10 protein-coding genes are annotated in these 12,608 nt (G+C 63.9%); all 10 read right to left on the reverse strand.

Features of this window, described 5'->3' with window-relative positions:
- Positions 1–153: 153 nt before the first annotated feature.
- The 10 genes from NV382_RS16515 to NV382_RS16560 all read right to left on the reverse strand — a co-directional run bounded on the left by NV382_RS16515 (position 154) and on the right by NV382_RS16560 (position 12,542).
- Positions 154–528: a hypothetical protein gene (locus NV382_RS16515; protein WP_260597802.1), complete on the reverse strand. Its 375-nt coding sequence runs from the start codon at positions 526–528 to the stop codon at positions 154–156.
- Positions 525–842, reverse strand: a complete 318-nt coding sequence (locus NV382_RS16520; protein ID WP_260597804.1) for a hypothetical protein — start codon at positions 840–842, stop codon at positions 525–527. The genes NV382_RS16515 and NV382_RS16520 overlap by 4 nt, the downstream gene beginning before the upstream one ends.
- Positions 843–894: 52 nt before the next feature.
- Positions 895–1,032: a hypothetical protein gene (locus NV382_RS16525; protein WP_260597805.1), complete on the reverse strand. Its 138-nt coding sequence runs from the start codon at positions 1,030–1,032 to the stop codon at positions 895–897.
- Between the two features lie 19 nt (positions 1,033–1,051).
- On the reverse strand, positions 1,052–1,630 hold the full coding sequence (locus NV382_RS16530) for a hypothetical protein (protein WP_260597806.1): 579 nt from the start codon (positions 1,628–1,630) through the stop codon (positions 1,052–1,054).
- Positions 1,627–5,469 (reverse strand): hypothetical protein, encoded by a 3,843-nt coding sequence (locus NV382_RS16535; RefSeq protein ID WP_260597807.1) that lies wholly within the window; start codon positions 5,467–5,469, stop codon positions 1,627–1,629. The genes NV382_RS16530 and NV382_RS16535 overlap by 4 nt, the downstream gene beginning before the upstream one ends.
- Positions 5,466–10,367 carry a phage tail length tape measure family protein gene (locus tag NV382_RS16540; protein WP_260597809.1) on the reverse strand — a complete coding sequence of 1,634 codons (4,902 nt, stop codon included), beginning with the start codon at positions 10,365–10,367 and terminating at the stop codon, positions 5,466–5,468. The genes NV382_RS16535 and NV382_RS16540 overlap by 4 nt, the downstream gene beginning before the upstream one ends.
- A gap of 83 nt (positions 10,368–10,450) precedes the next feature.
- Entirely contained in the window at positions 10,451–11,098 is a 648-nt protein-coding gene (locus tag NV382_RS16545) for a hypothetical protein (protein ID WP_260597810.1), read from the reverse strand.
- Positions 11,099–11,149: 51 nt separating this feature from the next.
- A complete protein-coding gene (locus tag NV382_RS16550; protein WP_260597811.1) occupies positions 11,150–11,443 on the reverse strand; it encodes a phage tail assembly chaperone in 294 nt (97 codons plus the stop codon).
- 137 nt (positions 11,444–11,580) lie between these two features.
- Complete coding sequence (locus NV382_RS16555) at positions 11,581–11,988, reverse strand: hypothetical protein (RefSeq protein ID WP_260597812.1); 408 nt, start codon at positions 11,986–11,988, stop codon at positions 11,581–11,583.
- Positions 11,989–12,089: 101 nt separating this feature from the next.
- Positions 12,090–12,542, reverse strand: a complete 453-nt coding sequence (locus NV382_RS16560) for a hypothetical protein (protein WP_260597813.1) — start codon at positions 12,540–12,542, stop codon at positions 12,090–12,092.
- Positions 12,543–12,608 lie beyond the last annotated feature (66 nt).

Here is a 12,608-nt window from a genome sequence, read left to right on the forward strand (position 1 = left end):
TTGTTTCTCCAGGTTAAAGCGGTGTCGGTCCGCGAATGCTAAGGAGGCAAATCAGCCGGGCGCATCCACCCTGCCGCTGGCCAGCGGCCGGCTGACTACGGGGACGGCTCGTCCGGGTGTCGACTCTCCGGGCGGGCCGTCTGTAGGTCTCGGCTATTTACGCCGCGAGCAGCGTGCGAGTTCAGAGATGCGATTAAGCCGCACCCATGTCTCTGCGGAATATCGCTGCCGCGCGACGTTGTAGAGCATCGAGACCTTGTAGGTGAACGTCGCCAGCGCCAGCAGCACGCCCATGCCGGTCGCGCCGGGCGGGATCGTTGCCGCATCACCGCTGAGCCAGACGGCCAGGAAGCGCAGGCCGGCAAAGATCAGGACGGCGGCGAACATGAAGTAGACGTTGAGCAGCCAGCGCGGCGCCTGCGGATAATTCGGCACGTTCGGCTCTAGCAGGAAGTGCCTCACCAGCCCGCAAAGGCCGGCGATCAGGTAAAGGCCTCCGGCCCAAAGCGAGTTCGTCAAGGGGTTCATGGCTTCTTGCCTCCGAGTTGATAGGCGTCCGCCCACCCGGTCATCTTGCGGACGAAGATTGGCACCAGCGGGTTGGCGGCCAGCCCCATGGCCACAGCCAGCGGGTACGGCTCCGGACTGACCAAAAACGACCACTGGTGGCCAAGCATCGGCACCAGCACGGGCGCGATTATCATCCCGACGAACACCGAGAAGATCAGCACGACCAGGGCGAAGCGGGTAGGCGGGTCCGTCTGGATCGCAGCGAGGAACACCGGGAAACCGTAGATCAGCGCTCCCGCGCCGCCGCAGAGGTAGAGTAGCGTATCGCCCATATACTTCATCCTAATTGGGGCAGCGCAGGCGTCGGATCGGTCTTCACCAGACCTACATCGGCTTCCCATCGCTGTACCGGCGATCGTGCTCGACGTAGTTCGCCGACGTGTCGCTTGGGGCAGGCTTCGGATCGCTCTTCTCACACGAGACAAGCAGCAGCGCTGCGATCATCAAGGCCGCGGTCTTCATGGTCATTCTCCTTCTGTGGTTAAGTGGGCCAGGCTGCCGATGCAGCTGCTGCGCGCTTGGCCTCGGCGGTGTCAGCGGCTCGGATCAGAGCGCACGCCCGCGCCTCGATCGCGCCAACCTTTGCGGCGGCGGCCGTTATGCCGGCGCGGAAGCGCGTAATTGCGGCGGCCGGGTTGTCGCCAAATGCCGCTGCATCTGCGATGGCGTAGGCGAACCGGGTTTCACGTCGCACAGCACTGAGCCCGTTGAACGCGGTGAGGATGGCCGCTGCCGTCGTGCCGAGCATGTCCCAAGCCACCACCTCGGCACGCTTGGCCGCATACTCGGCCTGCTTGAACTCACCCGGGCTGGTGCTAAGCGCCCGCTGACGCTCAGCCTCGGCCTTCACCTCCGCGACGAGCAGCCCTTCGACCTTGGCTGCATCCTCTACCATCGCCTTCGCTTCGGTAGACCATGCGTGCGTAGCATCGTCGTATCCAGGGGGCAGAAGCGACCAGCCAGCGCCTGCGCCTTGAGTACCGTCGGGGCCGACGAACAAGAGGCCGCCCGTGTCGTCGTACACGGCGATCGTGGGGACGGAGAGCGGAAGATCGATCACCCTGTCACCTCCATCTTCAAGGTTCCCGACGCGGTGACATTGTACGATCCGCCGAACTCGCTCGCGAGAACCGCGTCGTAGGAATAGATCTTGTCAGTTGCCGCTGAGGCGAAAGCGAAGCTCGCCGACACCGTGCCGCTCTGCGTTTCCATGTCCGGCTCCTGCGCAGTGCCCCTGTTACGCCGCAGGCTGGCGGACCCGACGACGGAGCCGAGCAGGGTACGCGGCCCGTTGTCGGTGATGTTCTGATAATAAAGGTACACCCGGCCGGTGAACGACGATGTCGTGTTGCCGCTGTTGGGGGCTGAGTAGTTCACGCTCGCGCTCAACAGCACAGTGGACCCGCCCGGTATCGGTGTTTGCCCTGCGCCGACGCCAGAACCGCCATTGAAGGTGTTCGCGCCCGCCAAAGCAACCGAGCCGCGAAAGGCCGCTGAGCCGTCGAAGACCTTCTTGACCGCGACCGTGGTGCGGTAAGCAACGCCGCCATAGGTAGCGACAGCGACGAAGCTTCCCTTCTCTGCCGTAACGCCAGCGAAGCTGAACGTCTGGCCGCTGATCGCCATGCCCGCCATGTCGGTCGCGCTCTCGATCGTATAGGTGACGCCGCTGGTGATCTCGTTCGCACCCTTGCGAAGCCGGATCGCTCCGCTGCCCCCTGTCCAGCTGGGCTTGGCGGCTCCGGACGAGAAGACCGGAATGATGAACGGCGCGATAGCGTCCACGGTGAAGCCGTCGACGCCGTTTGCACCGTTGGTGCCGTCCGCCCCCTTAACCAAAGACCAGGTGTACGCGGCCGGGTTCGTACTGTCAGCGAGCGTCTGGTCGGTGTAAATTCCGACATAGGCCCGGCCGGTTGGGTCAGAGACGTGGAAGTCAACGCCTCCATTGGGTGAATTGGCATAGGCAAAATGGACGTAGGACGGCTGGCCATCCGCGCCGTCAGCACCGCGAGTGCCGTCCGCGCCGTTCAAGCCGTTGTCACCGGTCAACTTTGACCATGTGTAATCGGCATAATTCTCGCTATCGGCGGCGGTGAAGTTCGTCAGGATGCCGATATACTTGCGCGTGCCGGGCGCGCCGGTCGTGAAGCTGGTCGCCCCATTAGTACTGTCCGCGTAGGCGACGTGAACATAGCTCGTCTGACCGTTGCTCCCAGAGCCACCAGGCGCGCCGTTCGTGCCATTCAGCCCATCGGGACCATCAACGCCAGCCCGGCCAGCGCCAGAGAAATTGATGTCGCTGATCCTGTTGCCGACAGGGCCGGCGATCGCTGCGTCGAAATACAACACCTTGTCCGCAGGCGCGCTGACCTGGCGGACCAAGCTGCCATTGATGTAGTACCGCACCTGCGCATTGTCGTAGACGATCTGGAAGGTGCTGCTGAAATCGGTTGGTCCGATCAGCGTGCCGACCCCGCTTTCGAAGATAAAGGTCAAGCCGTCTATCGAGGCGTGGAAGGCATAATCGATCGTCGTATAGCCATCATCCGCCGACGGGTCCGCGTTAAGCCCAGCGAACGTCTCAGTCGTTGACAGCTTAAACGAGGTCTGTGCGCCGCCACCCCAACCCTCGGTTGAGAAACCACCGCCGCCGCCCCAGGTCGATGTCGCGGTCTTCACCAGCGAGCTACTCGCGACGGCTACGTCGCCTCTCGCGGTCAATCCGAACGACGCAGGACCCTTATACGCAGTCCAGTCGTATGTCGCCGGGTTCGCACTGTCGGCCGCTGTGAAGTCGGAATAGGTTCCAATGAAGGCGCGCCCTGCTGGCGACCCGGTCGTGAAGTCGATCGAGCCGGTCGGGCTGTTGGCGTATGCGGTGTGGAAATAGCTGGTCTGCCCGTTGGCGCCCGGCGCGCCCGGTGCGCCGTTTGTGCCATTGAGCCCGTCCGCACCCTTCACCAGCGACCAGGTATACGCCGCGAGGTTGGTGCTGTCGGCAAGCGTCTGGTCGACGTAGAAGCCGACATAGGATCGATTCGCCGGGTTATCGACACTGAAATCGACCGAGCCGTTTGCAGCGTTGGAATATGCGATGTGCACGTAGGTTGGCTGGCCGTCGGCGCCATTCGCTCCTGGCGAACCGTTCGCGCCATTCAGGCCGTCCGCGCCCTTGATGAGCGACCATGTATAGGCGTTGGGGTTGGTGCTGTCGGCAGAGGCTTGATCGACTAGGGTGCCAAGATAGGTCCGGCTTCCGGGCGCGCCCGTCGTAAAGTCGACCTGACCATTGGCCGAATTGGCATACGCGATGTGCAGGTAGGAGGACTGGCCGGGCGTTCCGTTCGAGCCATTAAGCCCGTCTCGGCCATCCACGCCATCGAGCCCAGCGCGTGCGAACACACGCCAGTATTCGTTCTCTTCGGTCGGAAGCGCCGGCGGTGCGTTGCCGCTGCTTGCTGTTGTCGCAATATAAGTCCAGCTTGATCCCTGGTACTGGACGACATCGCCCTCGCCATAGATCGTTGCCGCGTCGTACGGGCCGCGAGGCACTAACACGACCGGCGCACGCGGGATTGGCGCCGCCTTGCTCAAGCCCTCGATCGACAGCGACAGCTTGCTGAGCGTCTCGCCGACCTCGATCGAGTAATCCTTGAAAAACCCGTAGATCGTCAGGATGTCGAGCCCGGCTTGCCCGATCCACAGCGAGGGCGTGGCCCGCACGGCAGCAATGCGCTGCGAAACGGCATCGATCGCGTCCGTGCGGATCAGCGACTTCGTCGTCATGCGCTTGGCCCAGGCGCGTTCGACGATCGTGACCGCGCCAAAGTCATCGGCTTCCTTGCGGCTGTAGTCCGTGATCCCCGCCGTCGGCGCGGCCTCGGTGACGCCCAGCGCTTTCAGGCTGCCGATCAGCAGCGTGCCGACCGACACCGTCCCGTCGCCGGCAGGAATGACGTCGCGCCAGCTGGGGGCGTCGCTCCAGATAGTGCCATCATCCCATGGACGCGCGACAGGTGTCGCGCCGGCCGGCGTGAGGGTGACAGTGACGCTCGTTCCTGCTGCTGCGACCAGGTCGAGGAAGAGCGCTGAGCCCGCCTCATCGAATGCCTGCGTTCGGTCATAGCCCGGTGCGCGGACGCGCACCGTTGCGGCGTTGGTGTCAAGGATCGCCAGCGACGTCACCGCCGAGCCCGCCTGCAGGGTCACCTCGATAGCCGTGCTCGATGTCGTCGCCGACCCAAGCGCTTGATCGAACATCGCCCATCGCTTGGTGGGGCCGACATCGATCCACTTGCCCGCGACGCCTGCTGGATCATTGCCGAAGTTGCTACCCCCAGCGCTCTCGTAGATCCGGTGCGTTGCCGCCTTGATGACGCGCGCACCTACGGGATAGGCGGTGCTGGCAGACCATTCCGCATAATCGGCCTCAGCAACATTGCTTGCCACCAACATGGCGGGCGTGACAATCACCGGCTGGAGCAGCTGTAGCGTCGAGCGACTGTCGAGCGGGGCGGGATCGCCGGGCACTTCGGCGGTTGTTTCAGACGCCACCAGCCCTTCGATCGTCAGGGTGCAGGAACTGAGAGGCGAGGTCGCCAGATCGACCTGAAAATCCTTATAGAAGCCGCGAACCTGTAGGCTATCGTACCGATCATCGGCTACCCACAGCGCCGATGTAGCGCGCAGGGCGGCAAGTCGCCGTTGAAGCTCGTCGACATCATCGAACGGCACGGCGAGGCGGACCGACATGCGCCGCGCAAAGCCACGCTCGACGACAGTGGTCACGCCGAAGTCGTCGGTTACACGCCTGCTAAAATCGGTGATACCGATCGTCGGCGCGGTCTCGGTTGTGCCGAGCTCGATTACCTCACCGGCGTCGGTCTCAACCTTCACGCGGCATTCGCCGTGCTGATCGCATCGCCGCCGCTCGCCGCCGTCACGTCATCAAGCTTGCGGGCCGTGCGCCCGGTGTTGCTGGCGATCGTGACCAGAGCGGCCGTCAGGTCGCGGCGCATGGTTTCGTTGTCCTCACGCAGCCCCCTGATCTCGTCGGCAAGGTCATCGTTGGCGGCCTTCGGAGCCGCTGTTGCCTGCGATGCCGTGGCTGCAGCGGAGAGCATTGCCGCGGTGCTCGCCGCCGTCGGGGCACCCGCGCCGGACAGCTTGGCGATGGCCGCGTTGGTCGCTTCCAGGCTGGCCGCCGTCTGCCCCTGAATACGGTCGAGCTCCTGCCGGCTGGTTGCCGCCTGGGCGGCGGCAGTCAGCAGCGCCTGCGATAGACCGGGCAGGTTCTTGGCTGCGTCCATGTCGCCCCCGCGGGCCGCAGTGTTGGCGGCATTGAACCGACCCAGCAGGGTTGCGAACCCGCCCCCCGTGTCCGTCCCGCTTAGCCCGCGGATGCGGTTGATTTCGGCTGTGATGCTGTCGCCGACCGACGACCATGCGCTTGCCAGATCGGCCGCTGCTTTTGCGGCGTCCTGCGCATCCTGCACCGCATAGATCTGCTCCTGCAGCGCGCGGTTGCTCGCATCTAGCTTGGCAAGGTCGAGCGCCCGGATCGCTGCGGTGTCGCCCCGAAGCTCCAGCAGCCGGCGTTCCAGATCCTGCCGTTCGCTGAGGATGTCGGCGGCACTCCGCGCTCCATCCATCGACGATTGCAGATCGGCAAAGGCCGGCGCGAGCTTCAGCAGCGTGGCGTAAACCTCGCGGCCGGCTGCCGTGTTCAGATCCTGCGCGTCGACCAGCTGGCGGTACCCGGCGAGCGACGTGGGCATGGTCAGGTTGAGACTGCCGAACACCCGCGTCAGCTGGGCCGTCTTCGCCGCGGCCTGCTCCTGTTGCGTGTAGAAGGCCTCGAAATAGCCTTCCGTCGCACTGGTGAAGTCGCCGATGCTATCGAACTGATCGGCCAGGCCAACCTTCGCCTCGATGCCAAGCGCGCGCGCGCCGCCGCCCAGAGCGTCGAGTGCATTGGTCACCGCTTCTACGGTCGACGCGACACGCACCAGCGTCTCGAACGCGCCCTCGCCCACCTTCTGCAGGCGGTCGAGCCCTGGGAAGGCGGCATTTGCCATGCCATCCGCGGCCGCACCGAACACCGCGTTCAGCTTCTCCTCGATCTCGGCGCCGGTCAGCCCCTGCAGGTCGATCTTGCCGATGTTGACGACGAAGCTGTTGAGCCGGGACTGCACCTCGCCCGTGGCGACGCCTAGCGGCCCAGCCGCCGCGGCGATCGCGCTGTTGAACTCGCGCAGGATCAGCGTGAACTGGCTTTCCAGTCCTGCATCGGCCCCGGTGTAGTTCGTCGAATACTTGGTGCTGGTGGTCAGGCCAAGGAACTTCTTCTTCTTTTCCACGTCCGAATAGTAAGACGCGTCGAAGCCGTTGTTCACGATGCTGCCGACGGTCTGAGCGCCGCCGTACAGGCCGCTGCCGATCACCTTCGTCTTGCTGCCAAACAGCCCGCCGAGGATGCCGCCGATCAACGGGATCTTGCTGAGAACCGAGCCGATCGCGTTGGGCTTGAAGCCTTCCTTCACGCCGGCCGAGGCGTCGACGTTGCCGGCGCGTACGACCAGTGCCGCAACGCCGCCGATCTGGCTGTCGATCGACCGGAGCGACGCTGCCATGTTGCGCGCATAGGTGTTCGTCAGGGTGTCGACGTCCGCTAAGGCGTCGATCGCGTTCTTGATCGACTCCGACTTGGCGTCGCGATCGCCGAGCACGGTACCGGTGCCGTCGTTTGCCTTGGGTAGATTGTTCTTGCCGCCGCCAAATCCGCCAGTCAGCCCGACGCCCATAGCGACGATCGCCGCCGCGGTCGCCGCTCCGGCCGCAAGGTTCGCCGGGAAGGGCAGGCTGCGGATAGCGTTGATCACCGCCTCCACGGCCTTCACCGCCGTGGTAGCCAAGCTGTTGCTCTGCTCAACGCCCGCGCGCGCCGTGTCCGACGTCGCCATTAGGGCGTCGCCGGTGACCTTGGCAGCGACGTGCGTGCCGATGAGGCCGATCTGAACCGCCACGCTCTTCAACGCCAACGCCAACTGCATGGCGGCAAGCGCCTTCTCGGCCGCAGCCATCGCCCTGTAGCCAGCCGAGTGCTCCTTAAAGAGGCCTTTCGCGGCGCCGGCAATGTTAGCGTACAACGCTACCTGTTGGCCTGACGTCCTGGCGGCGTAGAGGGCGTTCTCGCGATCAATTCTGCGCTGGCTGCCCTGAGCATTCCTAAGAGCTTCGTCGTGGATCGCTTGCAGACGGGCCTGATCGGCATAGTAGCCAGTCATGATCGTCAACGTGTCGCCAATTGCCGAGCCGACGCCGCCGAACGCATCTGCCATGCTTCGCGCAGCCGTCTGCGCCTGCTGATCGATCGCATCGAAGATATTGGCAGTATTGCTAAGCTGTTCGCTGAGCTCCCGATTGGCGTCGGCGACCTCCTTGGTAGCGATCTCAATCTGGATTAGCTTGCGGACAGTCTCGTCAAAGAACGGCGTACCGGCAGTGAATCCCATGGCAAGAGCTTGGTTTTGCGCACGGATGGTTGCCAGGCCGCGAACCCTTTCCATCTCGGTAGCGCCCACCAGCCGAAGCTCTTCGCGTAGCTCTGCCAAGCGACGATCGGCCGCAGCATCAGAAGCCGTGAATCGCTGCCCGATCGCAGCTGCATCAATCCGGGCCTGCGCGTCGCGCTGCCCCTCCAGCGCCTTCGTTGCAGCCTCGGCCTCGGCTTTCAGCCCGCGCTGCTGCGCCACCTCGATCGCCGCCAGCAATGGAAGTTCGGCAATCCGCTGCTGCACCAGCTCGGCGGCACGTTCCGAAGTGACGGTACCGGCCGCAACCATGCCATTGACCTCCGCCTGCACGGCAGCTTGGTCACGCATGGCGGCAGAGCCCTTCGACGCGTTTGATACGCGTTCGGCGATTGACAGCCTGATCTGACGATCGACCGCAGCTTCGATATCGGCGCGCTGCTTTATCGCCTGCGTTTCCGCTTTGACGCGCGCCTCGGCGATCAGTGCCGCGGCACCAGAGATGTCGTAGGCCTCGGCGAGCGCGTAGAGGTTCTTGATTTGGGCCTCCACGGCCTCCGCGTTTCGCGCCAGCATCTCTGCATGGCGATCGGGCTTGTCCTTCGTGTCTGGACGATCAAGCTTGATCTCCTTGGCCTGCTTTTGCAGTTCCTTGAGCTTGTTCGATCCGATCTGCTTGCTGACGTCGGCACCGAACCGCTTCATGGCGCCGTTGGCTTCGTCGAATGCCCCTTTGTACGCGCCGCCTGCCGCCGCGAGCATCCCGTCGATGCCCTTGCCGGCGAAGCCAGCCTTCACGATAGCGCCCACTGCCCGGAACGTGCCCACAAACTCGGCATAAATGCCAGCCAGCGTCAGGCGGCCAAGCTTCGTCATGAAGTCCATAGCGTCGCCAAACCAGCCTTTGACGTTGCCCAGTTCGAACCCGACGCGTTTCGCCATCACTTGAAAAGTGGCCTTCACCACATCGCCGGTGTCGACGGTGGTATCCTTCAGACGCTTGATCTCGGCGCGGGTCAGCCCGAGGCCGGCAACCATCTCCTTGGTGTCGATGCCCTTGGAGACTGCGCGATCGAATAGCGCGAAGCCTGCCACGGCCACTGCGGCGACCGCAATGAACGGCGCGAATGCTGCCGCGCCAGCGAGCAGTTGACGGGCAAACCCCTTCATCCCACCCTCAGCCATCTGTGCGACCTGAGCAAGCTGGCCGCCTTGCTGTATGGCGATGGTCATGGGCTTCTGCCCGGTGAGCAGGCCTTGAATGATATCGGGCAGCTGCAGCGCGAACTGTTGCATGGCAAAGCCGCTGCGACGCGACGATCCCGCCAGCGCATCGTGCTGCTTGCCAGCAGCGGCAAGGCGCCCGGTCAACACCTCCTGCTGGCGCGCATATTCAGCCGGCGCAGTCGCACCGGTGCGATACAGCCTGGTGCTCTCTGCGATCTCGTCATTGAGGCGCTTGGTCGCGGCATATAGCGGGTCGGTCGACATCCGCAGCCGCTCAGCGGCGGCGGCATCAGCCTCCATCGCCGCCTGCGAACCGCGCACCATTGCGACCAGTTCGGCGTGCTCTCGCGCCAAGCGCTGCGCACTTGCGGCGGCTGCGTTGTTGGCGCGCGTTTCGTCGTCCGCTGCTTTCGCGGCGAGCGCGCTGTAGGTAGCGCCCGCATCTGTCGCACGGGGGCGGTCCGTCCCGTTCGTGCGCGAGAGCGCTTCATCGAGCCGCGACCGTTCGCGCAGTTGGGAGATGAGAGCCACTTCGGCGCGCTCCCGCTCGCGCAGGGCTTCGGCGGCGGCCCTGGTTTCCGCGGCGAGCTTGTCTTGGGCAAGAGCATCCTGCGCCGCGCTCAGCTGGCGCGTGCTGGCGAGCAAGCGATCGGCAGCGTCGGTATTGCCCTGCCGAGCAGCCGCGATGGCTAGTTCTTCGGCCTTGGCGGCACGCTGCTCTTGCCGGGTACGGCCTACCGCTGCCGTTTCACGATCCATCTGCTTGATTAGCCCCTCAATCGACCGTTCGGTAAGCGCCTTTTCGCGGCGCACATCCTGTTCGGCGCGGGTCGCGGCGTTAGCGAAGGCTTGGATGCTGGCGACTGCAGGCGCTGTTTTTACCATGCCGCCCGAGGCGCGTTCGATATTGGCAAAATCTCGGACGAGCTTTGCCTCGGTCGAATCCGACATGCTTTGCAGGCGTAGGAGTTCGTCGAACGAACCCCCGCTGTCGATCGCGAAGCCGACTTCGAGCGTGGGAGAGCCTTCGTCCATGTGCGCCTCCCATGCAAAAGGGCGGCCCAAATGGACCGCCCTTCTTCGATGCTTAAAACAGTTCGCGCCTTACAGAACGGCCTTTAAGGCGCCGGAGAAACCGGGCTTATTGAATAGCGCAGGCCAAGGCCGTCGATCCCAAATATCACCATCTCCAAACCCTTGAAGCGCACGCGCTGAGGATATGCAGACGTAAGAGGAATGGTGAGCTCTTCGGTGAAGGCTGATCGAGCAAGATCATTCTTAAACTCGCGGTACGACAAGTTCAGCGTCGAACCCGTCGTGCCCAGATATATGATACGGGATTCGAACGAAGGATTGTCGCTGACTAGCCGCGGCCTCTTCGTGTACTTAGCCGGCTTCTTAAGTGCTGCAATTTTCCCATTTTCGTTGTAGGAAAATTGATCAAATTGCCCGTCCTGATCGCTGTCGATTAGGCAGGCTCGCGTGTGCCACACCATCACATAGTTGGTATCGCGAGAACATGCTCGGGGACCTGTTTTGGTTTCGATGTAATCAAGGATCGTTCCGGGTAGCACCTCTACAGTCCCAGCTGTCGAGAAGAAGCCGCCCCCCCTTGCGGCGTCGACGAGGACGAGTTCGTTCTGGACAGTTGGCGCCGGGTCAGAGCTCCAGATAGGGTCGCCGGCAGATGCTACGCGAGGGGTGTTCGCTTCGACGGCCAAAGCCGGTGTGGCGAGCAACCCAAGAGCCAAAACTAGCGCGCGCATATCAATCCCCTTCGCGGGCACGATACACGCGCAATTGGCAGTCTGCCAAGATCAGCCCAACACCGTGTCCAGCTCGGCCTCGTCAGCGTCGATCTCACGCTGTGTCACCGCAGAATGCCAAGGCGCCGGGTGCGTCTCGCTCTCCGATTTAGCCTTCTCGGCAACGTACGCGACCGACAGCGCGCGGATCAATCGCGCCTCCCAAGGGCAGAGATCAATCAAGGTGCGATCGCACCAGGCATTGATCTCCTGCCAGCTGAGCGGCGACGACCCCATCCCGTTGGACTCGGTCAGCCCGATCTCGACCAGCCGCGCGATGATGTGCGGCATGGGGTTTGGCGGCATCGGCGGCGGAATCTTCTTCTTCTTATACCACTCGAGGCGACTGATCGCTGGCGGCTGATGCTCCGCCGCCGCGCGCTTCGATCGAGGGTCCGGCTTTGGTGTGGCATGAAGCCACGCCATCTGCCGGACCACCAGGGTTAGGCGGCTACCGACTTGGGCAAAAAATTGCCCCAGTCCTTGACCGACTTGGTCACCTGGGCGGTGATATAGCCGAGCTCGGCATCCTCGTAGACAGCCTGGAACAGTTCGTTGCCGGTCTTGTCGCCGTAGGTCAGGTGGTTGAAGCCGACGGTGATCTCGGCCAGATCCTGGGCGGTCTCGGCGCGGCGCTCTTCTGCCGTCGGCGCGGTCATCTTGCCTTCGTTGTCGTTGAGGCGCTTGAGGGCGCGCGCAGTCTGGCGCGCTTCGACAGTGGCATAGGGGCGGGTGCCCGGGCCGTGCAGCACGATCTGCACCGGGTTCTCGCCGTCATACAGCGGCTCGCCAGCGGCGTTCTTGACGTGGATGGTGGCCGTCGGTGCGGCTTTCAGTGAAGATGCGTCCATGTTGATTATCCTTCGCGGGTGTTGGTGCACCGCCCGCCCAGACACCCGCGAAGAGCGGGGCGGGCGATGCAAGGGAACCGGCCTGCTCAGCCGGGAGAGGGTTAGACGGGCTTGGGGGCCTTGATGATCTTCGTGCAGATCTCGATCGAAGGATTGGCCGTGACGACTGTGTCGGCGCCGTCGATCGTCTCGGGCATGCCGAAGGTGCGGCCCTGGAAGTAGCGCAGCGTACCGTCCTGCCGGGTGACCTTGAACGAGTAGAGCTTCTGGGTCTCGTCGTCGGCCGACGTCTGAAGCAGGGTCTGTCCGGCGTCCGCGCTGTCCAGCGCAATCGAAGGCTGCAGCGCGCCATAGTCGGCCGAGCCCTTATACTTCTGCTTCGCGCCCTTGAGCGGCTGGAACTCGACCTTGGCGAAGCTGGCGCCAAAAGCACCGAGCTTCTCGATGCCGCCGATCTCGGTATGAGTGAGGGCGGCATGACCGGCGATGTCGTCAGTGGCCGGGGTGGCTGCGGAGATGGCGAGCGCAGAGCCCGCCGCTGTCATGGAAGTCATGGTTTTTCCTTCTGGTGGCGAGCCGGCGACGCCGGCGGTTCAGCGCCCGTTGGTGCGGGCGAAGCG

Source organism: Sphingomonas endolithica, assembly GCF_025231525.1.
GTDB lineage: Bacteria > Pseudomonadota > Alphaproteobacteria > Sphingomonadales > Sphingomonadaceae > Sphingomonas > Sphingomonas endolithica.

Bases quoted from the DNA above. Each gene is read 5' to 3' on its own strand.
- NV382_RS16515 (WP_260597802.1), bottom strand. From the start codon at position 528: ATGAACCCCTTGACGAACTCGCTTTGGGCCGGAGGCCTTTACCTGATC.
- NV382_RS16520 (WP_260597804.1), bottom strand. From the start codon at position 842: ATGGGCGATACGCTACTCTACCTCTGCGGCGGCGCGGGAGCGCTGATC.
- NV382_RS16525 (WP_260597805.1), bottom strand. From the start codon at position 1,032: ATGAAGACCGCGGCCTTGATGATCGCAGCGCTGCTGCTTGTCTCGTGT.
- NV382_RS16540 (WP_260597809.1), bottom strand. From the start codon at position 10,367: ATGGACGAAGGCTCTCCCACGCTCGAAGTCGGCTTCGCGATCGACAGC.
- NV382_RS16545 (WP_260597810.1), bottom strand. From the start codon at position 11,098: ATGCGCGCGCTAGTTTTGGCTCTTGGGTTGCTCGCCACACCGGCTTTG.
- NV382_RS16550 (WP_260597811.1), bottom strand. From the start codon at position 11,443: ATGCCGCCAAACCCCATGCCGCACATCATCGCGCGGCTGGTCGAGATC.
- NV382_RS16555 (WP_260597812.1), bottom strand. From the start codon at position 11,988: ATGGACGCATCTTCACTGAAAGCCGCACCGACGGCCACCATCCACGTC.
- NV382_RS16560 (WP_260597813.1), bottom strand. From the start codon at position 12,542: ATGACTTCCATGACAGCGGCGGGCTCTGCGCTCGCCATCTCCGCAGCC.